Here is a 19,424-nt window from a genome sequence, read left to right on the forward strand (position 1 = left end):
ACTATTCTGACTCCTGCGCCTTGGCTTTCTTGTTGCGACCGGTGAAGTCGCGCACAATCACTTTGGGCCTATCTGCTATTTCAATCTTGTCAGTGAATAGCTTGAGATTTCGACCCAACAACTCTAACGCCCTGATCTTGTCGTTAAACTTAACCTTTTTAGTGTATTCAACGTCGCCGTCATCAGTGGTGTAGCTAACAACTTCAAGACTCGAAAGCCCTCTTGCGCTAGCCTCGTCCAGTTCGCTGACATTTTTAAGCTGATTTGCATCGCCAAAAAACATGCGCGGATCTAAGAACGCTGTCATAGCGATTTCTTGCAGTACACGTTCAGCGGTGATTTCGATTTTTTCAAGCATCTGGCCAAGGTGCCAATCAATAGCGTGTTTAATATGTTCCTTGTGATAAACCTGGTGGCCTATCTTCTCAGCAGTCTTTTCGCTGTACCCTGCACGAATAGCGGCTTTCGTCATGTTTTTATCAATGAGATATTCAAAAACGAATAGCTTTTCTCGGTCAGTGAATTTGTGCCAACTCCAATCGTATTTTTTAGCGCTCATCTTCAATCCTTGATAGCTGCTTAATCAATATCTCTCGTTGCAGATCTGCTAGACGTTCCTCACGCGAATTTTTACGCGCCTGATAAATCCCGTTAGCAACAGCGGTAGCGATGGCGCACACAATACCAATGATGATACCGATATCATTCACTGTTAGCGCACTCCCCAAGAATGTAGAAAACGACGCAACGTAAGACACTGCAGGGACTATTTTTTGTGTTCCTAGCTCAGTCGTTACGCTCATGTGATTGCCGCCATTTTTGAAGTCGCTCAATGTTCGTATTGCAAACATCTATCGAGTTCGTTTGTTTCAGTGAATGATTCAGTAAATCGAGGTTCGTTTTACCGTTGAATTTAGGGTTGTCGCACAGTAACAGCCAATCAATTGGCGGTAGGACATACACCACTTTGGTTTGCGTCACTACTTTTACAATCGGCTTGCTTGAGCAACTGCAAAGCATCGTTAGGCAAATCAGCATTAGCCCAAGTTTTAGTTGGTTCATGTTCTGAGGTCCTTAACTGTTCAGCGCGTTCTAGCTTGCGCCCAAGGGCCGATTCGAGATCGGCCACTTGCTTTCGATGTGAGTTATTCAAGTCGCTGACTATCTTGTTATCACGCTCAAGCCTGGCGATTTCTGCCGCTTGATTTTCGTTACTGCTGATTAACGCATTAACACTGACCTGCGCATTAACCAGTTCAGCATTTAATGCTGCGTTCTTTGCTTTAAGAGACTGCATACCAAGCGCACCAACGGCTAGCATTAGGCCCATGATTAGGGCTGCACATAACAGCACTGTGGCTTTGAAGTCGTTAAACATTGAGATCCCTTAAACAAAAAAGCCGCTCATTTGAGCGGCGTTTGATTAGTCCAGGTAACTTTTTGCCTTTGGCATAAACCCACCGAGTCAGTTCATTGCAAGCACCAACACGATCACCGGACCATAGTTTCTTGCGAAGCGTAGAAGCCCCAAAAGCTTCTGCCCCGACGTTGTAGATAAAACTAAGGTAAGCAACGTGTTCGCCCTCACTAAGTGGAGGCGTTAACCTCATTAGCTCCTTGTCGAACGCGCGTAAATCTGATGCTAGCAAGTCAAGGCATTGCTCATTGGTGAACACCATGCCGACTTTAATGTTATGGCCAGTTTGACCAAAGCATGCGGTTTGGATGCCAACGGGATCGATGTATGTACTTAATATCTCGCCCTCGCTGTTAGCAATCAGTACGCCGCCAGTAAGCAAGGCACCTGTAAAGCCGATGGCGAGTAAGCGAGATCTGATGTTCATCTTTATTAAGCCGGTTTTGCGTGAACTACTCGTCGTGACATTCTTGACTCAAGAATACCAAGATACACTTTCATTGCCGCAAGTTGCGAACGCATATCATCTTGTTCGTCTGATGGTAACCCTTTAAAAATCTCATTTGACTCGATGAATGATTCAAGATTGCTGATTTTATCTGCAAGATCAAAGTTCTCAACAAGCATTCGTTGCCAATGATTATAATGCTTGAGTGGGTCCTCGTACCTGCTTTTAGCTAACGAATAACCCTCAAGCTCCCATAACTTATTCTTTGCAACAGCTTGCGCTTTCTCAATGCCATACTTGGCACCTTTTTCAGCATTGAAGTTGCGCGGGTCCACACATGCCATAATTTCAGTGCATAGCGTAAAGTTGATAGGTCCAATTGGTAGCATGGCGGTAACAACCGTTGTCGTAGTGCCAGGACAAACATGAACGTCATACTTAACGTGTGACATTAGCTCGTCGATACGTTCAACCTTTACCTTTGGGTATACTGCGCCGTTGCTTTCAAAGTCGGCTTGCATATCTTTATCGCTAGTTACTTTTGGCATTGTGGAGTTCTCCGTGAAGTCCATAAAAAAAGCCCCTGCATTGCTGCAAGGGCCAGAAACAAGAAAGCCACCGGTTAAGGTGGCTTTTCTGCGGGTAAAGACAATTACCCACGCTTAGACAAATAATAAACAATTTAAGGCAATAGTCAACAGTCCGGTTTTGTGAGCGCCCTAACTTTATCTTCAAGCAGCATCACCTGGCTATTGAGCTTATACACTTCACTGCGCGCTTGCTCTAACCGTTGTTCTAGTGCTTCAACGTATTCAACAACTACATTTGGATAGTCGCCAACAGTTAAACCATCTTCATATGCCGCTTCAAGTTCGTCGTATTTATCCTGGTTTATTAACTCACCCGATATTTGTAGTTCGCTCATAACTTACTAATCCTCTTTTTAAAATCATTTCGTCCAGTTCGCGACTATCACTACCGCTTAATCTGTGGTTGAACTCAGGCGTAATTGCGTAAGAACTACCACGTTCGATGCCTCGCAATTGTTCTGGCTTACTAACGTGATAGAAGCCATCGATGCCATTTGACTGCGCATACCTGGCCGCTTCACTCTTGTTTCTGGCTATGATGATTGCCTTGTTCATAAATGACCCTAATCACCTCTAAAAGTTGTCACTTAACTGACTTAATCAAACCATAACCAGCTTCATGCAACTTGGTCGCTATACCCGTCGCGCTAGTCGTTTGACACTCAAGCACTATCGCAGCGATGGCGCTAATGTTCTGCTCGCGCTCAATTCTCTCGAACGCCTCGCGTTCTTCTGGTGTTTCTGTTTTTACATCAACGTCCATGCCGACCTCCCTGATCTGGTTTTGCACCAATCATAAAAACGCATAGCAGCGCAGTAACCGCCAATGAAAACAAAATAAACCCGCCAAATAGCAGGTGCACAGTGCCAACACTCATTAAATTACCTCCGCTTGCTCAAACGTTGCTTCCAGTTCTTCACGAATGGCATACGACGCCGCTGTTTCAGCAACATGCAATTCGTTAATAATGTCCATGTAATCGTCGTAATACGCCGCACTAAATACCCGCTTGGTAATGTCCTTGCCAGTTAACGCGCTCAATTGCGCCGCCAGGTTAGCCGATGTAAGTAATATTTTGCCGGTACCATGGCAAGCTGGACACTCAAACATCTTGGAATAGCGACGACTTAACCGCTCACCAGTGCCATTACACAACTCACACCTTGGCGTTCCGCACACTTCTCTCGCTGCCAAAAACGCCATGCCGCGCGCAATGACTTCATCAAACCCGCGATTAATCAGTAACAGCGATGCCGTTCTGTTGATTTTGCGAGTAGCCGCTTCATCGCCGGCAATCTTAGACTGTAAGACCAACATGCCGAGTTGATGCCTTGACTGAACCATGGCGAGTACGCCAAGCGCATCCTCTTTACTGAATACACCGCGACTCATTGGCGCAGACAGTTGAGGACTTTTGATGCAAGTCATCATCAAGACGTTTTCTAGTGAAATCATGGGCTACCCTCTAGTTAACTCAAATTGACGTCTGCTTGGCGCAAATGCCTGCATCGCTTTGTTAAATGCTTTTTCTCTTTGCGCATCAATGTATTGCGCTGGCGCGGTTTCTTCCTTTCCCGCCCTAGCTCTCGTTAACCCTCTTGATTTAAGTTCTAGCCCTAAATCCTGGTTATTGAGACTGAATAAAAACGCGCAACGCATGATGCTAATGCCGGCTTCTTCAACGTATGTTCTTATCGCAACTTCCATGCGTTCAGCCTTTGGCGTGTCACGCAGTAATAATCGTTCACCGGCAGGCGCTAAGCAGTCGGTACCTCTTGGACCACTTCTTGAACACGCAACACACTTGCCTGTTTTGGCGTATCTAACGAATGTGCCACATGATTTTTTAGTCTTTTGGTCAATGTGCGGTTTTTTATCAACGTAAGTGAGTTGGTCTGCTTTTATCGCCGCTTCACGCTCAATATTTCTAGGCTTCATCCTTAACACCTCCAAACATCGCCAGAAGCGCAGCATCGCGTTTATCTTCTGAGCTAGTACCTTTCCAACCCGTTAGCGCATTAAACACAATGGCGTTTGATTTTGCCGCCTTTACGGTGCCTCTTAATGGCTTAACCATGACCACATTCACGCCCATATCATCTAAAAACGCTTTTATGTGCCTTGCTGTGGCTTTCACCTTGCCAACGTCTTGAGCAACTTTAAGCTTTGTTGACAGTTTGGTTACGCTTTGTCTCTTGAACGTCGGTTTAATTGCTTCAACATCTTCAAGCGCTACCGTTAGCTTTGGCTCACGCTTTTGCACGACAGCGATAAACTTGATTAACTCGACCATGCTCTTTGCGCTTAGGTCCATTAATTTGCCGTTTTCAACGATGGCCACACCGTTTTTAACTAAGTCAGGGTCTATTCCGATAATCATCTGTATTTAACCGCCGTTTCGTGTAGGTATGTATTTGCCGCTTTTCTGCCTTTGCCTTGCGCATAAAGCTGCTCGTACTTGTCCGATACTTCTATTTTTAAATGCTCTGGTATTACGCGCATCCTGCTCATAACAAACTTCACATCATCCTCGCCGCGCCTTGAGTACCAAAACTTTGGGTAACCGTGAAATACACCCGTTGGCTTCGTGGCTTTCACTTCGGTGATGCTCGAGTAAAAATCAGGTGCATCATCACTGAGTTGCTTGAGCGCCATGGTTCTTAGCCTCTCTCGCTTTCAGTCTTAACTTTTGCATCCGTGCTTCAATCAATGTCTTTGGCGTTCGAGCTTGAATTGCATTCTCAATATCAACTCGTGCGCTTGGTGCATGGTTTTGCAGTAACGGCACATCGATGCGCGCTATGTATTCACCCCGTGCTTGCTTAGCGGCGAAAACTTTCATGTAGCTAGCAAATAATCGGAACGCTTTGTCTTGTGGTAATTGGGTCTTGCATTGAAAACCACATTTCAACCGTGTCGCATGTTCAACGTCTGTGAGCGGCTTCTTACGTTCAATCATTCGAGTGAACGCTTCGATTAACTCAGTTTCACTAAATGCGCTTGGGTTACACCATTCAATAAACTGGCCTACGCTTGGCATAAACGGGTTCGTGTCTAACCGTGCGCGCTTAATGCCTTGTTCAACTTGTGCGATGGTGCGAATACCGTTCTCAGCAAATGCAACTGCCCATTGCTCTTTCCAGCTTGCGATGGCGCCAGGCTCTGACATTGCTTGCTTCCATGCCGGCTTAATGCTGATTAGTTGGCGTAGTATTTCATTCACTACGGCAGCAACTTGCCCGTTAGGACTTACGCTTATCGCTGGGCGCTGCTTTTGGGCGGCTTGTTCGATGTATTCAATCGTGCTGTTTTTCAGTGATTGAATTGTTCCAGTTTGATTTCGCATAAACACCTCCACTTTCATCAAAAACTAAATTTTCAGCCCAAGATGTATCATTCAACCCCAATGGGTCGTCGTTCTCACTTTGCCCTTGGCTAACCTGGTTAGCTCGGTTCTGCATCCATGAGTGAATGAATTGGGTGATCTTGGTTCTCGGTCTTAGCTCGTCAGGTCTTGCATGAAAATGCCCTGCAATGTTTCTAAGCTGCTGCTCAACGTCTAGTGCCGGATAAAACCTTTCCAAGCTGCTAACAAGATCGTCAGTCACTAAAAAATTGTTATTGCCAGAAGTTTGAATTTCTAACTCAAATTTTTTAATTCCCCGTTGTTGATCTTTATCCTGTTCCTGTTCCTGTTCCTGTTCCTGATTAGGCATAGTCTTTGGCAAAGGCTTCTTTAAGGCTTCCCGAAAGGCTTCGTCAAAGGCTTTCTTGTATGCTGCACTAAGCCCGTCAACAAAGGCTTTTAGCTCGATAAGTGCTGCAGTCTTTAGGTCGCATTCAGGGAGCAAATCAAACTCTTTACCCCAACTTCTTACAACGTTTGGTGACTCTGGTTTGTTATGCTTAATAGCATTCGGTAGCCACACGAATTTAGCGTTAAAGTCAGCTCTAACCATCCCTTGCGTTAAGGCTTCCCGAAAGGCTTCGTCAAAGGCTTCGATTGACCACCCTAGTTCCTCAGCCATAGCTGCTTTACCCGCCCTGAACATTCCAGGTATCGGTCCAGTAAACGGTCCTGTCAGCAAGAAAAACCAAAGAGCCTGACCGCTTGGCTGCATTGGCGTTAGGTTCCTGAACTTTTCGTCAGACCACGTTCTGACTTCTATCTTTCTATATCTACTCATATCCACCCCAAGCCAAAGGCTTTCGTTAAGCCTTTGGCAAAGCCTTTCGATAAGGCTTTACTTATGGTTAAGCGCATTGCTGATCTCAATCGCTTTACTATGCGATAAGTTAACGATTGAACCCTTGGCCACACGGTATACATAGTTGTACCTAAGGTCGTGCTTATTGCAGAACGCCTTTAATGCGCCGTACTCGGCTAGCATTCCCAATAGCTTTTTTCTTATTTCGGCGGTAGTCATTGTTGTGACGTTATTCATCTACTTACCCCGCCCTGACTTGTGACTTGATAACTTCATCTAACTGGTAGATCGTTTGGATTGAATTAACTGTATTGCGGTGAATATCAATGTATTCTTCTTGAGTGATAATGCCGTCAGATCTGGCCCCCAATATCACCATGCTCAAGTTCCCCAGTTGAGATTGAAGTTTTAGTAAGAGATCTGAAAACTCGTCATCCGTTACGCCGCTTGAGTCGGGTTCTTCAACCAAAATAAAACCAAGTGAGCGAGCCCAGGCTTTAAGTATTCTCTTGTCGCCGGTGATGTTGGTTATAGCGATGGCTTCACCGAGGTTTAATTGATGAAAATCACTATCGTTATTTAACTTTGCCAGCAAGGTTTTGGGGTTCTTCCCCATGTGCCTAGCAATGTTTGAAATGTTGTGCTCATCAATTAATGATGCCGCCGCTAAAAATGGGTCTTGCGAACAATCAGATCCTTTTCGCGTGTCTTTTTTACTAAAGAACATAAACTTCCCTTACTTAATGTGAATTAGCGGGTTCTTCTGCTTTAAGCTTGCCACCAGATAAGCGTTCAACCTGGTAAGCGCGGCGCATAGGGATAACATCACCCCACATTGAAACAGCTTGGCCTTTGACTCCAAGTGCTTTAGCGGTAGCCGTAACGCTACCGAAGAACTTAATAACGTCGGTTTTTTTCATGTGAACTCCGATAAATCGACTAAAAATGTAAATAAACTTACACAAACACAAGAATAGTAAGCTTACTTACGTTTGTAGTCAAGTAAATCTACGGTGATTGGTTTCCGCTTTCGATGTAAGATTGCTTACGTGGAGGAACACAATGAATAAGCGCATAAGAGCTAGACGAAAACAGTTGAAGTTCTCGCAAGATGTAGTAGCCGATTATGTAGGCGTTAATCGCGTATCTGTCAGTAATTGGGAGAACGACGAAAACGCAATGCCTAAAGGCGGCAATCTATTAAAGCTTGCCGAGGTATTAGAAGTTGATCCTGATTGGCTTCTTACTGGTGATGGCCCAATGGAGCCAAAAATACACAACTATGACCCGCCAATGGGTAGCGGCAAAACGCTGCATGGAATAGATGAATTTAAGTCGGCTGTAAGCTATGAGCTTGGCGGCTTTGATTTGTGGGATAATGATACGCCGCTCAGGGACGATGAAGTGGCTTTGCCATTTTTTAAAGAAATTGAACTGTCGGCTGGTAATGGATCTACCTTAGTGCAAGAAGATACGAGCTTTAAATTAAGATTTGCAAAATCTACATTAAAAAAACTTGGTGTTAATTCGTCAGATGCAGCATGTGTAACAGTGGCAGGTAATAGCATGGAACCTGCACTAAATAACGGCGCGACGGTTGGAGTTGATACAAGTAAAAAGACAATTGTCGATGGGAAGATGTACGCAGTGGATCATGGCGGCATGTTAAGGGTAAAGATTTTATACAGACAACCCAATGGCATTAAGTTGCGCAGCTTTAATATAGATGAACACCCAGACGAGACTGTTGATTATTCAGATATAAGAATAATAGGCCGTGTTTTTTGGTCGTCTAATTTTCACTAAATAAGGATATTTATGGATAAAAAGAAGCATCCAAACGAGCCAGGTTTTATAACAAGGAAATCAGAACTCACGGAAGATGAATTAAAAGAGTTGCAGTGGAAAGCTAAAAAGGAAGAGCGGCTGGCAGCAGAACGAAATCAGCTTTTTATCATACTTTGGATCGGTATTGGGCTGCTTCTTTCAGCCATGGCTGATGACGTTAGCTACTATCACTGGTTGGCAGCTTTAATCGCTTCTGGTCTGTATTCGTATATTATTTATAAAAGATAACAGCAAAACACTTATCAAACCCGCATTCTTGCGGGTTTTTTTATGCCTACCAAAAATAATGTAAATAAACTTACGTAAATTTATTGACGAAATAACGTAAGTTGACTTACTATTTACCCATCGAATGATATTTGACTCATCAAAAGGTGGAAGTGATGCAAAAAAGTAAAAATCAAACAGAGCGTGAACTTTTGCATAGTCTAGCAATTTCATGCTATCGCGCCAAAAAGGGCGACTTAATGAAGTCTAAAGCGGTTAAGTCTAGCGTGTTAGCACTTGAGCATTACATCTTCAACAATCTGCACAGCGCCTCTTTTGATGAAAAATTTTGCCAACGTACCGGCAACCTTAACGAGCATTTTAGTTTGCACGTTAATTGCCACGGCAAAGCCAACGTTTACCGAAAAACTCGCCAGGTAATCCACAACATTAAAGAGGTGCAACATGCTTAACGCTAATTCAATCAGCGATTCTTTAACGGATCGCATGTTCAGACTGCAAGAAATAAGCGAAGCAACGGATGAAGCGATTGATGCTAAAGCCGAGCTAATCGAGAAGCAGCTTTTAGAGGGATTAGAGGTTGAGGGAATTAGCCTGGTCGATATTGCTGAAATCGTACTTGATGACGCTATCACGCCGATCGCAATGGCGACGTTGTTCACTACTGGTAAAAACCAATTCTTTATTAATGCGATGCAAGACGAGTTAACCAGAACCGCGCAGCGTATGGCGCCAAAACTGGTAGCCGCTGAAACCGCATCATTCATGGAGTATTAATCATGCAAACCTATTACCTCCAATTTAACCCAAAAGCGAGCAGTCGTGCATTCAAGGTCAAGATGGCTATTGAAGCTAAAAGCCTAGATGAAGCCATGGCAACAGCTGAGATCAACTTGCGCAGTGATGGATATAAGCGCAAAGACTTTATGTTAAAAGTCGCTGTATTAACCGAGCAAGACTATAACGGTTATGAAGTTGATCAGTCCACGCTTGAAGCTGTGCCAAAAAAAGAAGCGCAATCAGAAGCTGTCATTAAAAAGGCTATCGAAGAAGTTGCCGAAATTGATGAAGATCCATTTGCTCGATACATCGAAAAAAACAAGTGGACCATTGAAAAGCTCAACACCAAGCTTGAAATGCTACCACCTGGCGAACGATTAGTTATCGATGGCTTGGACGATGAAATCTATCACGGCTCTATTGGTGTCAGCTGTAGCAAGTTAAAAATGTTCATCGAATGCCCTAAGAAGTACAAAGCGCATTACGTTGACTGCATTATCCCACGCGCTGAAAAAGCTTACTTTGATATGGGTAAAGCCATTCACACTATCACGCTTGAAAGTCACAAGTTTAAAACCTCATACGTTTGCCAGCCTGACGACATTAAGGTGCGCAACGGTAAGAAGTGGGATGCATTTAAAGCCGAAGCAGAAGCCGCCGGACAAGTCGTTCTCACTAAATCACAGTGGGATGATATGCCAATCATGCGCCAATCACTTGAAAACGAGCCTACTGCACTTGCGCTAACCACTGGTGGCGTATCTGAGCAAAGTATCTTCATGCGTGATGTTGAAACAGGTTTAATCGTCAAGTGCCGTCCTGATTACAAAATTGATGACTTAATCATCGACTTGAAATCATCAGCAAGCGCAGCGGTTAAAGACATTCAATACAAATTCAAAAAGCTTGGCTATCACATTCAAGATGCACTTTACACCGATGTAGCCCAAGCCAAAGAGTTTGCCTTTTTAGTTGTCGAGTCTAGCGCGCCGTTCGTGTGGGTTGGTCCTGTAGAGTTTGAAGAACCAGCTAAGCGCTTAGGTTATTTGCGGTACCGCAAAGCCATGCGCGAGTTAAAGCAGTGTTTAGAAACTGACGTATGGCCTGGCTACACAGACGAACCCGTCATTATCGGCCTAAACAAGTTTGAACAAGATCAACTTGAATCGCTTGAAACAGAGCAAGCGCAAGCTGAATACAACCAAGAACAAGCAGCATAGGTGAATATTATGAGTACCCAATTAACAGAAAGTGAAAACCAAAGCTTTAACAGCACTACAGATATGGTTCTGAACTATCAAGCGATGGAGCAAATGAACAACCTAGCGCACTTAATGGCTAGCGGTAACTCAACAGTACCAAAGCACTTACAAGGCAATCCAGCCGATTGTATGGCTATCGTGATGCAAGCAGCACAATGGAAAATGAACCCATTCGCAGTCGCGCAAAAGACTCACGTTGTTAGCGGAACGCTTGGTTATGAAGCACAGCTTGTTAACGCTGTTATTTCATCGAGTCGCGCCATTGTTGGCCGCTTTCATTACGAATATGGCGGTGATTGGAGTGTTACTGGCGCTGGTGTTGGTGTTGTTGATAGACAGCAAAAAGGTCAGAACGTCAACATGGGCACTCAAATGAACGGTAGCGCATGGGTCAGTGTTGGCGCGGTATTAGCGGGTGAGACAGAAATCACCTGGGGCGAACCTTTATACCCTGCAAGTGTAACCGTTAAAAACTCACCATTATGGAAAACGGCACCTAAGCAGCAAGCAGCTTACTTGGCAACAAAGTATTGGGCTCGTTTATATGCGCCAGCTGTGATCCTAGGCGTTTACTCAACTGACGAGCTAGAACAGCGTCCACGCACTGAAAAAACCATCAATGAACAAAGTGAAAGCAAAGTCGATTCACTGCTAAGTAAAGCGATGAACAAGGCTAAACCTGATCCAGTTCAAGAAGAAACCGTCATAGAGCCTGAGCAAGAAACTGTTAACACCGAACAGCAAGGGCCAAGCAAATTCGAGATCCTTGAAATGTCATTCCGTGACTGCACTTGTGTCGAAGAACTAAACGAAGTAGCTGACGAAGTTGGTAAAGCAGTAAACGCCAACCAAATTAATAAAAATGAGCGTGATGAACTTGGGAAAGTTTACAACCGCCTAAAACGCGAGTTTTCACAAGCTAACCAAGAAACTGGCGAAATCGCCTAACTGACCAGCCAGGGTTAACGCCCTGGCAGTCACTTAACTGACAATAAAGAGTAATCATTATGACAACAGCAATCCAACTTCCAATCGAAATCGAAAAGTTAGACGCACAAAGCGGCCAGCTAATCTACTTACCGCAAAATGGTTTAACACCTTACTTTGAGCACATTAAAGCGCAAGTAACTGGCGAAGTACCAGAGCTAGCCACCAAAAAAGGCCGTGATCGTGTTGCTTCATTATCAGCCCAGGTATCGCGCAGCAAAACAGCTGTAGAGAAGCCAGGCCGTGAATACTTAAAGCTACTTAAAGCACAACCTAAGTTAGTCGAAGCCCAATTAAAAGAGTTTGTTGATAACTGTGATGCATTGCGTGATGAAGTGCGCAAACCGCTTACAGATTGGGAAGCCGCTAAAAAGCTACACACTGAAATGCTTGAGCAAAAAGTGGCGTTCTTTGAAACTGCGGCGAGAAATGTGCAATTCGAGTTAAGTGAAGTAATAGACGCAGCAGCATTCGATGAACAACGTGAATACATCAACGATGTTATTAGCGAGATTAAAGAAACCGTTATCGATGACAGCTTTGAAGAACTTAAAGATAAAGCCGGTGCCGCTAAGCTTTTCGCACTCGAATCGCTGGATCTTCTATTGGTGAAAATCAATCAAGCAGAAACCGATTTAATCGCATTCAAAGCGCAACAAGCTAAAGAGCAAGAAGAACGTGAGGCGCGCATTGCATCAGAAGCAGCTGCACAAGCCAAAGCCGATGCAGAAGCCGCAGCGCAAGCGCAAATCGACAAGGCCAACAAAGCCGCAGCAGATGCAATTGCAGAAGTGGAAGCAGTTAAACAACGTGAAGCTGATGCAATTGAAGATAACCGTTTGCTTGCTGAAAAAGAAGCTCTACAGGTTACACAAGCTGTTGAGCCTAAAAAAGCATTAAGAACACGAAGCAACTTATTAAGCCCAGAAGAAACTGAGCGCCGCCGCTTCATAAACCGCAACGCTGTAGCGCAGTTAATGGCGCAGTTAAATATCGGTGAGTTGTTAGCCTTAGAGATAGTAAGAGCAGCAGCGCGCGGTGAGTTGTACCCACTAATGATGGACTACTAGGAGGTATCAAAATGTTTGACCAGGCGATTGAATCAGCCAATCAAGCTAAACAAGTTGAACAGTTGTTTTACTCGCCTGCTCAACTTGCCAAATTGCTAGGCATTGGTACCACGAAGTTATACGAGTTGTTCAAAGTTGAAAGTTTCCCCAAACCAACAACTAACCCGTATTTCAAAAACAAATACAACAAAAACGAAGTGCTGAACTGGTTGTATAAGAACCAGGATGCAGCGTAAATCAACAAAAGGACAGACCAAATGAACGCACAACTTAACGTATATATCGCACCAACGCAAGAAACCGGCAGAACGCCACGCCATTTAACCGTCGTAAAAACGGCAGCAGTGAGTTCGTATTTATCAGAAGAAGATGCGCGCGCCAGGCTTTACCCGTTCGAGCGCCCAGCGCAAATGCGCAACGCTCACGGTGACATTGTATTTGGCCAAGGCGTTACTACCGCGCATAAAAATGGTTGGTGTTTAATTGGCGACCGCTTCACTACCAGTAAAGCGACCGCGATTGAACACACTAAGCGCATCGACCGCATGTTAAAGCGATAAGCGCTATGGAATTTACCCCAATGGCCCCATGCCGCAAAGCAGTAAAAGGCGTGAACGATAGGGTTGAAATTCCTTGTGTATGCCGTTATTGCGGCGGGTTGGTTGAAGTGGCGCACCATTGCGCGATTTATGGTCGAGTAGCAGGTTCATGGCCCTGGGTTTATGCCTGCAACGATTGTGATGCGTATGTGGGTATGCACCCATTAACTAACTTGCCGCTTGGAACGCTCGCCAACAAAGAGTTAAGAACGCTGCGGGTACAAGCAAAAAATGCATTTACCCGCGCATGGCAAGCGCAAGGCATGACAAGGACAGGCGGCTATCGCTGGTTAGCGGCACAACTAGGGATAGCAAAATCAAAGTGTCACATTGGTTGGTCAGACGAACGCCAGTGTGAACGAATTATTAAAATATGTGGACGGTAGAGAATGAAATACATCACCAGCATTACAACGGCAACTAAAGATGAACAACATGTTATCGAGATAAATGGCGTTAACGTTTTTGTTGTTGAGTCGGCAAAGCCTGAGCCTTATGGCAATAAAGAAGGCGAAAAAACATTTAATGCAAATGGCATCAAAGTTTCTGCCGACTTAATGGTTAAGATTGGCGATTCTAATTTTCTACACCTAGCTCAAATCGTATTAGCCGTTGAGCAAGTGCGCTTTGTTCTGCAGTCAACCGGTAGAAAGATTGGAGGCGAAGCAGCATGAGCTATCCACAACTAATCAATGATCCTCGCTTAGAGGGATACACCCAAAGAATGCGCAATGGAAGCACTCAGACATTTTATCACGGCAACGACCATCGCGACTTTGAACGTTACCGTGCTGAGGGTGGGCCATTAGGTCATGCGATAAAAATGCACGACAAACCTGACACTATCCATATTAAACCACCTGAAAAGCACATTTACGCAGAGCTTATAGACGGGCATTGGTACTGGGTGAATGGTTGTAATGAATGCAACGGTAAACCTCGTGATTGGACTAATTATATTGAATGCGAAAAACACGATGTATGCGCTAACTGCGGTTGTAGCCGTTCACAACTTACAGAGGCACCTTGGGGTCGTAAAAATGGTTGGGTTTGCAAACCATGCGCAGATATAGAGGATGCAGCCAGAAAAGCAGAAGCGTTAGAAAGAGTGGCAGATTATGAATATGACGAGTGGGATTTTAATAGTAATGATGAAATCACCTGCCCTCACTGTAAAGCAATTATAGAATCAGACAGTGATGATTATGAGTGTAAAGATGATGAACGCGAGTGCCATGACTGCGGCAATACCTTTGAACTAACAGCTGTTCACACTGTTACATGGACTACCAAGCGCAAGGATGATGCAGTATGAAATACCTAATCCAAGGCGGCGAACCAGCCGCCAGGCTGCAAAAGATTATCGGCATGACCGGTATAACATCGGAAGTGATTAAGTCAGCACTTGAGGACCATTACATAAGAGGTATGGATCTCGAAATCGCTGCAGCAATCAACGGTGCGGATAAATCAAATCTTAAACGTGCAACGGTCCGACTTGAATTGATGGCAAAAGAGATTGAAGAAATCAAGGAAATGGATTGGGTTAAGTTTGGCTATAAGTTTGAGGGCGTAGCGTAATGATTAATGTTCTAAGTTTATTTGATGGTATGTCATGTGGTCGTATTGCTTTAGACCGTGCAGGCATTGAGGTTGGTCAGTATTACGCTAGCGAACTAGATAAGTACGCAATCCAAGTAGCGCAAGCTAATTGGCCTGAAACCGTTCAACTTGGCGATGTTACCAAGTGGCGCGAGTGGGATATTGATTGGTCAAGTATTGATTTGCTAATTGGTGGCTCACCATGCCAGGGATTTAGTTTTGCAGGAAAGCAAGCCGGAACTACTGCAGTTCTAAACGGTGAAAAAATTATTGTAACAGATAGAGAAACCTATCTTGACCTGAAAGAAAGAGGCGCGGAGTTTTTAAGTCAGTCTTACTTATTTTGGGAGTATGTTCTTTGTCTGGACCATGTTAGATCCCACAACAAAAACGCCAAGTTTTTACTTGAAAACGTCAAGATGAAAAAAGAGCTTTTAGATATGATTTCTGGTGCGCTAGGTGTTAAGCCTGTGTTTATCAATAGTGCTTTAGTTAGTGCGCAGAATAGACAGCGTTATTACTGGTCTAATTTGCTAATAGATGAACCTGATGATAAAGGAATTAAATTAATTGATATTCTTGAAAGTGACATAGACCCTAGCTTTTTTCATTCGCAAAAAGCGATTGAATACATGAATAGATGTGTTAGCGGTGGTAGAAACCACTGGGATTTTAAGCATCACTCAGATGCTGATGATAGTAAATCTGCATGTGTGACAGCAAATCATAGAAAAGGAATTCCTTATAACGTTCTTGTTATTTCTGACAAGGCGCTATTACGCATTTCGCGTGGTAAATATTCAAAGCCAAAGTTCAATCCTGAAAAAACTGGAACCTTAAATACCAAGAATAACTCAGGACAATTAAGTCTTGATAGCGGAACAATATTAGTCTCGTCAGGTGGGAACACTGTTGGGTGTATTAGGCGATTATCAGAGCTTGAATGCGAACGGCTGCAAACAGTACCAGATGATTACACTATTCATGTTAGTAGCACACAGCGCTACAAAATGCTTGGCAACGGATGGACGGTTGATGTTATCGCTCATATTTTTAAAGGCTTAAAAGAGCAGGCCGTAAGCAATGTTCAGGCAATTAAAAAGCAATCTATCTCACAGCAAATTGATATTTACAACACAGATAAAAAGTACCAGGTAATTTACGCAGATCCTCCATGGTCTTTTAATAGCAAGAAAACCGGCGGCTCAATGAAGTCAGGCGCATTGGCCCAATACAACACAATGAGCATTGAAGATTTAAAGGCGATGCCAGTTGAAGCGCTAACCACTGACGATGCGATATTGGTGATGTGGTATGTCGGCAGCCAGCCACAAGAAGCGCTAGACCTGGCAAAAGCCTGGGGCTTTACGGTTAAGAACATTAACGGCTTTGTGTGGGACAAACTGACGGTCAAAGGTAATCCGGTGTTTGGTCTTGGTTTCTATACTCGCGCCGGTAGCGAATCAGCGTTAATCGCTATTAAAGGTAAGGCCGGTAACTTGATAGCAGATCACAGCGTTCGCGCAGTACGCAAAGCCAAAATTGGCGCGCACTCGCAAAAGCCTGACGAGTTCCGTTCTGACATCGTTCAAATGTGCGGCGATGTGCCACGGCTTGAAATGTTCGCCCGTCAGTCGGCCCAAGGTTGGGATTGTTTCGGTAATGAAGTTGATTTAAGGAGTGCGTCATGAGTGATGTTAAGTTAACCAGCAAACAATTAAGTAAAATTAAACGTGCAATAAAATCTCTTGAATCCGTTGCCGTGGAATTACAGCGTGACAACCCAGAAAAATACATCAATTGGTATCTAGAGGATTGCGGTAACTTAAACCTGCTCGATGGGGATAGTCATGACGCATACAACGACCAAGGTGGTGCCAACCATGACGCAGTTATCGAAGTGTTTGATTTCCCAAAATCAGGCGGCGGTGGCTGGTAATTTGATTTTTAAGGAGTGCGTCATGAGATTGATTAGTGAAATATTTACTTTACCCGTTAAAGTTGTTGATGGTTTTAGCAGTGAATTTGATGTTGTACATGACTTATCTAGTGATGGTTCATACTGCTTAATATCAGAGCTTGATGATAAAGAAGAAGCAAAGGCTATTGCAATGGCTTTGAACTCATACGATGAAAATCAGGAGTTTATCAAAAAGCAGCAAGAGCAGATTAATCGATTTGCGGATAAGGTTATTAAGCAGCAGGAGCAGATTGAGGAACTTGAAGCACAGGTTGAAGTTAAAATTAAAGAGTGCCAAGAGTTAGCTCAATCATGCAATCAATACAAGAACTGGTGGCTTGAGCTTCAAACCAAATAAAAAACGGCCCTTATTGGGCCTTTTTTAATTCAACGACATTCTGATATGCGTCAGGATCTTTTAACCGCTGCAACTTCTGCCACCAAATCTTATACGCCTTAGCCTGCTCGTCTAAATAATCATGATGATCATACACTGACTGAATACCTGGCAGCTTATGCCCTAGCATTGTCTCGGCTACTTCGGTAGTCGTGATCTTACTCATGTTAGTTCGCTGCGTTCGGCGCAAGTCGTGAATGGTCCAATGCTCAATTGGTGTGCCATTGCTAACTAGGAAGTTAATTATAGGCTTGCAGAAATTGGCTAAACCACGCTCAGTGAATTGTTCACCCGTATTTGTCGGGAACATATAAACCGATCCGGCGCGTTCGCTCATTTCTTTGGCCAACTGAACGATTGGCAATATCTCGCTAATTATCGGGCGTAAAATTGGCTTGTTGGTTTGATTGCCGGTTTTGTGGTTTTCCGGTGGTACAGTCCATACGCCACTATCAAGATCAAAGTCATCAGCTTTGGCTAGCCTTAGCTCACCAATACGGCACCCGTAGAACAATGCTAGGAATATCATTAAGCGATGCCCTATTCTTTGCTTGTTCGCGTTATCCAGTGCCGTAAGCAGTAATGCTAGTTCGTTATCCGTTAGCGTTCTGTGCCTGCTTTTCTTGGTAATGTTGAGATCTTCTTTTGCCTCAATACCGGCTAACTCATTTTTACTAATGATACGACGACGAACGCCCCACTTTAATGCGCGGCGGCAAAGCGACAAACAAAAGTCTGCAGTAACCGGTTTAACCGCTGCGATGCTTTCAAGCAGCTTTAGCCATTGGTGAAGCGATATAGCTTCAATATCCTTATCGCCCATCGTTGGGTATATGTGTAGCTCTACAATGCTGTAGTATTTTTTAACCGTACTTTCTTTGACGGTTGAGCCCTTTCCTTTGAATTGAAAGTCGAGCCAATCACCAAAGACTTTTTTAACCGTCGTTTGGCACTCGTCATCACTTTGCTTTTTAAGCAGTCTGGGATCTTCATCATTGTGGATCATCTTGCGATAGGTTTCGCAAGTGGTGCGCGCATCTTTGAGCGACACTATCGGGTAAGGACCAATATCTATTCGAGCAGCTTTATTATTGAAGCGGTAGCGCATTTGAAAAATGATAATACCTTTAACGGTAGCGCGAACGCTTAAACCGTCACGGTCTGCTTTTTCAAAGACCTTATCAACTTTCTTATTATGATTAGCTTTTAACCACGAATCAGTGATTGCCATGCGGACCTCGTAAACCATGTACACGCTCATGTACAAAAATGTCGCGGTAGGTATCGAAAGGATCCGAAAAGATCCTTTGAGAATTTCGAGTCATAAAACAAAAAAAGCGTTGTATTTCAACGATAAACGAATGAAAACGAACGCTTTCGAAAGGTCGAAACCAGAGTATACCCTTACACGGCGTGTTAACTCTAGCGTCTAAGTTGAGAGATTATACTTCCATCAACTCTTTTTCTTTAGCCGCTAAAATGGTATCGATATTTTTGATGTATGAATCTGTTTGCTTTTGCACCTCGTCTTCACTGCGGCGCACATCATCTTCAGTACATTCTTTAGCTTTCTCAAGCTTCTTAACTTCACTGATCGCATCACGGCGAACGTTACGAATGGCAATACGGCCATTTTCCGCTTCGTTTTTTACCACTTTAATGAAATCTTTACGACGCTCTTCGGTTAATGATGGTAATGGAATACGCAACGTTGCACCGGCTGTCATAGGGTTTAAACCTAGATCAGAGCTCATAATCGCTTTCTCAACGGCTTGTACCATAGTACGGTCAAAAACGGTTACCGTTAATGTACGAGAATCTTCAACACCGACGTTAGCGACTTGCTTAAGTGGTGCCATAGAACCGTAATAAGAAACCTGAATAGAATCTAATAAACTTGGGTGTGCACGGCCGGTACGAACCTTAGCCATTTGATTTTTAGTTGCATCTACGCACTTGCCCATGCGCTCTTGCGCATCTAACATAATTGTATCAATCACAATAATTTCCTTTTTGTCACAAATTCA

The 19,424-nt window shown here is 43.9% G+C and carries 34 protein-coding genes; 16 read left to right on the plus strand and 18 right to left on the minus strand.

The genetic code is table 11. The features are described 5' to 3' along the window. Position 1 precedes the first annotated feature (1 nt). The 16 genes from AC19MX_RS01570 to AC19MX_RS01645 all read right to left on the minus strand — a co-directional run bounded on the left by AC19MX_RS01570 (position 2) and on the right by AC19MX_RS01645 (position 7,584). On the minus strand, positions 2–559 hold the full coding sequence (locus AC19MX_RS01570; RefSeq protein WP_498296354.1) for a terminase small subunit: 558 nt from the start codon (positions 557–559) through the stop codon (positions 2–4). Next, on the minus strand, positions 549–803 hold the full coding sequence (locus AC19MX_RS01575; protein ID WP_498296356.1) for a phage holin family protein: 255 nt from the start codon (positions 801–803) through the stop codon (positions 549–551). The genes AC19MX_RS01570 and AC19MX_RS01575 overlap by 11 nt, the downstream gene beginning before the upstream one ends. Further along, positions 787–1,038, minus strand: a complete 252-nt coding sequence (gene lysC, locus AC19MX_RS01580) for an Rz1-like lysis system protein LysC (protein WP_498296425.1) — start codon at positions 1,036–1,038, stop codon at positions 787–789. The genes AC19MX_RS01575 and lysC overlap by 17 nt, the downstream gene beginning before the upstream one ends. Then, positions 941–1,378 carry a hypothetical protein gene (locus tag AC19MX_RS01585; RefSeq protein ID WP_498296427.1) on the minus strand — a complete coding sequence of 146 codons (438 nt, stop codon included), beginning with the start codon at positions 1,376–1,378 and terminating at the stop codon, positions 941–943. The genes lysC and AC19MX_RS01585 overlap by 98 nt, the downstream gene beginning before the upstream one ends. Next, positions 1,371–1,844 (minus strand): lysozyme, encoded by a 474-nt coding sequence (locus tag AC19MX_RS01590; protein WP_498296358.1) that lies wholly within the window; start codon positions 1,842–1,844, stop codon positions 1,371–1,373. The genes AC19MX_RS01585 and AC19MX_RS01590 overlap by 8 nt, the downstream gene beginning before the upstream one ends. A 5-nt stretch (positions 1,845–1,849) precedes the next feature. Continuing rightward, a complete protein-coding gene (locus AC19MX_RS01595) occupies positions 1,850–2,413 on the minus strand; it encodes a Gp49 family protein (protein WP_498296360.1) in 564 nt (187 codons plus the stop codon). Positions 2,414–2,559: 146 nt separating this feature from the next. After that, complete coding sequence (locus AC19MX_RS01600) at positions 2,560–2,790, minus strand: hypothetical protein (RefSeq protein ID WP_498296362.1); 231 nt, start codon at positions 2,788–2,790, stop codon at positions 2,560–2,562. Positions 2,791–3,038: 248 nt separating this feature from the next. Further along, the gene (locus tag AC19MX_RS01605) at positions 3,039–3,218 is read right to left on the minus strand and encodes a hypothetical protein (RefSeq protein WP_498296364.1); all 180 of its coding nucleotides are present in this window, start codon (positions 3,216–3,218) and stop codon (positions 3,039–3,041) included. A 114-nt stretch (positions 3,219–3,332) separates the two neighbouring features. Further along, a complete protein-coding gene (locus AC19MX_RS01610; RefSeq protein WP_498296365.1) occupies positions 3,333–3,911 on the minus strand; it encodes a hypothetical protein in 579 nt (192 codons plus the stop codon). Positions 3,912–3,914: 3 nt separating this feature from the next. Continuing rightward, positions 3,915–4,394 carry a hypothetical protein gene (locus AC19MX_RS01615; RefSeq protein WP_498296367.1) on the minus strand — a complete coding sequence of 160 codons (480 nt, stop codon included), beginning with the start codon at positions 4,392–4,394 and terminating at the stop codon, positions 3,915–3,917. Then, a complete protein-coding gene (locus AC19MX_RS01620; RefSeq protein WP_498296369.1) occupies positions 4,384–4,836 on the minus strand; it encodes a hypothetical protein in 453 nt (150 codons plus the stop codon). The genes AC19MX_RS01615 and AC19MX_RS01620 overlap by 11 nt, the downstream gene beginning before the upstream one ends. Then, positions 4,833–5,111 carry a hypothetical protein gene (locus AC19MX_RS01625; RefSeq protein WP_498296371.1) on the minus strand — a complete coding sequence of 93 codons (279 nt, stop codon included), beginning with the start codon at positions 5,109–5,111 and terminating at the stop codon, positions 4,833–4,835. Before AC19MX_RS01625 ends, AC19MX_RS01620 begins: the two co-directional genes overlap by 4 nt. Then, positions 5,089–5,802, minus strand: a complete 714-nt coding sequence (locus tag AC19MX_RS01630; protein WP_498296373.1) for a replication protein P — start codon at positions 5,800–5,802, stop codon at positions 5,089–5,091. The genes AC19MX_RS01625 and AC19MX_RS01630 overlap by 23 nt, the downstream gene beginning before the upstream one ends. Further along, on the minus strand, positions 5,753–6,577 hold the full coding sequence (locus tag AC19MX_RS01635; protein ID WP_498296374.1) for a hypothetical protein: 825 nt from the start codon (positions 6,575–6,577) through the stop codon (positions 5,753–5,755). Before AC19MX_RS01635 ends, AC19MX_RS01630 begins: the two co-directional genes overlap by 50 nt. Positions 6,578–6,905: 328 nt before the next feature. Beyond that, positions 6,906–7,391, minus strand: a complete 486-nt coding sequence (locus AC19MX_RS01640; RefSeq protein ID WP_498296376.1) for a phage regulatory CII family protein — start codon at positions 7,389–7,391, stop codon at positions 6,906–6,908. A 13-nt stretch (positions 7,392–7,404) separates the two neighbouring features. After that, the gene (locus AC19MX_RS01645; RefSeq protein ID WP_498296377.1) at positions 7,405–7,584 is read right to left on the minus strand and encodes a Cro/CI family transcriptional regulator; all 180 of its coding nucleotides are present in this window, start codon (positions 7,582–7,584) and stop codon (positions 7,405–7,407) included. Positions 7,585–7,726: 142 nt separating this feature from the next. Here AC19MX_RS01645 and AC19MX_RS01650 point away from each other — a divergent pair, with 142 nt between their 5' ends. The 16 genes from AC19MX_RS01650 to AC19MX_RS01725 all read left to right on the plus strand — a co-directional run bounded on the left by AC19MX_RS01650 (position 7,727) and on the right by AC19MX_RS01725 (position 17,358). After that, on the plus strand, positions 7,727–8,470 hold the full coding sequence (locus AC19MX_RS01650; RefSeq protein ID WP_498296379.1) for a S24 family peptidase: 744 nt from the start codon (positions 7,727–7,729) through the stop codon (positions 8,468–8,470). 12 nt (positions 8,471–8,482) lie between these two features. Then, a complete protein-coding gene (locus AC19MX_RS01655) occupies positions 8,483–8,740 on the plus strand; it encodes a hypothetical protein (RefSeq protein ID WP_498296381.1) in 258 nt (85 codons plus the stop codon). Positions 8,741–8,895: 155 nt separating this feature from the next. Beyond that, positions 8,896–9,192, plus strand: coding sequence for a hypothetical protein (locus AC19MX_RS01660; protein ID WP_498296383.1), 297 nt, complete (start codon positions 8,896–8,898; stop codon positions 9,190–9,192). Beyond that, entirely contained in the window at positions 9,185–9,517 is a 333-nt protein-coding gene (locus AC19MX_RS01665) for a hypothetical protein (protein ID WP_498296385.1), read from the plus strand. Before AC19MX_RS01660 ends, AC19MX_RS01665 begins: the two co-directional genes overlap by 8 nt. A gap of 2 nt (positions 9,518–9,519) precedes the next feature. Then, positions 9,520–10,740 (plus strand): PD-(D/E)XK nuclease-like domain-containing protein, encoded by a 1,221-nt coding sequence (locus AC19MX_RS01670; RefSeq protein ID WP_498296387.1) that lies wholly within the window; start codon positions 9,520–9,522, stop codon positions 10,738–10,740. Between the two features lie 9 nt (positions 10,741–10,749). After that, a complete protein-coding gene (locus AC19MX_RS01675; protein ID WP_498296389.1) occupies positions 10,750–11,730 on the plus strand; it encodes a RecT family recombinase in 981 nt (326 codons plus the stop codon). A gap of 59 nt (positions 11,731–11,789) precedes the next feature. Further along, a complete protein-coding gene (locus AC19MX_RS01680; protein WP_498296391.1) occupies positions 11,790–12,839 on the plus strand; it encodes a hypothetical protein in 1,050 nt (349 codons plus the stop codon). Between the two features lie 11 nt (positions 12,840–12,850). Further along, positions 12,851–13,075 carry a hypothetical protein gene (locus AC19MX_RS01685; RefSeq protein WP_498296393.1) on the plus strand — a complete coding sequence of 75 codons (225 nt, stop codon included), beginning with the start codon at positions 12,851–12,853 and terminating at the stop codon, positions 13,073–13,075. A 21-nt stretch (positions 13,076–13,096) separates the two neighbouring features. Continuing rightward, complete coding sequence (locus AC19MX_RS01690) at positions 13,097–13,399, plus strand: hypothetical protein (protein ID WP_498296395.1); 303 nt, start codon at positions 13,097–13,099, stop codon at positions 13,397–13,399. 5 nt (positions 13,400–13,404) lie between these two features. Next, a complete protein-coding gene (locus AC19MX_RS01695; protein ID WP_498296397.1) occupies positions 13,405–13,824 on the plus strand; it encodes a zinc-finger-containing protein in 420 nt (139 codons plus the stop codon). 3 nt (positions 13,825–13,827) lie between these two features. Beyond that, the gene (locus AC19MX_RS01700) at positions 13,828–14,112 is read left to right on the plus strand and encodes a hypothetical protein (RefSeq protein WP_498296399.1); all 285 of its coding nucleotides are present in this window, start codon (positions 13,828–13,830) and stop codon (positions 14,110–14,112) included. Beyond that, positions 14,109–14,753, plus strand: coding sequence for a hypothetical protein (locus tag AC19MX_RS01705; protein ID WP_498296401.1), 645 nt, complete (start codon positions 14,109–14,111; stop codon positions 14,751–14,753). The genes AC19MX_RS01700 and AC19MX_RS01705 overlap by 4 nt, the downstream gene beginning before the upstream one ends. Then, a complete protein-coding gene (locus AC19MX_RS01710) occupies positions 14,750–15,019 on the plus strand; it encodes a hypothetical protein (RefSeq protein ID WP_498296403.1) in 270 nt (89 codons plus the stop codon). The genes AC19MX_RS01705 and AC19MX_RS01710 overlap by 4 nt, the downstream gene beginning before the upstream one ends. Continuing rightward, complete coding sequence (locus tag AC19MX_RS01715; RefSeq protein WP_498296405.1) at positions 15,019–16,731, plus strand: MT-A70 family methyltransferase; 1,713 nt, start codon at positions 15,019–15,021, stop codon at positions 16,729–16,731. The genes AC19MX_RS01710 and AC19MX_RS01715 overlap by 1 nt, the downstream gene beginning before the upstream one ends. Further along, positions 16,728–16,979 (plus strand): hypothetical protein, encoded by a 252-nt coding sequence (locus AC19MX_RS01720; RefSeq protein ID WP_498296407.1) that lies wholly within the window; start codon positions 16,728–16,730, stop codon positions 16,977–16,979. The genes AC19MX_RS01715 and AC19MX_RS01720 overlap by 4 nt, the downstream gene beginning before the upstream one ends. A gap of 22 nt (positions 16,980–17,001) precedes the next feature. Then, positions 17,002–17,358 (plus strand): hypothetical protein, encoded by a 357-nt coding sequence (locus AC19MX_RS01725; RefSeq protein WP_498296408.1) that lies wholly within the window; start codon positions 17,002–17,004, stop codon positions 17,356–17,358. Positions 17,359–17,368: 10 nt separating this feature from the next. Here AC19MX_RS01725 and AC19MX_RS01730 read toward each other — a convergent pair whose 3' ends face one another. Next, positions 17,369–18,628, minus strand: coding sequence for a tyrosine-type recombinase/integrase (locus AC19MX_RS01730; RefSeq protein ID WP_498296410.1), 1,260 nt, complete (start codon positions 18,626–18,628; stop codon positions 17,369–17,371). 211 nt (positions 18,629–18,839) lie between these two features. Then, positions 18,840–19,382 (minus strand): ribosome recycling factor, encoded by a 543-nt coding sequence (gene frr, locus AC19MX_RS01735; RefSeq protein WP_432401560.1) that lies wholly within the window; start codon positions 19,380–19,382, stop codon positions 18,840–18,842. Positions 19,383–19,424: the final 42 nt, after the last annotated feature.

Source organism: Shewanella sp. MF05956 (genome assembly GCF_059758055.1).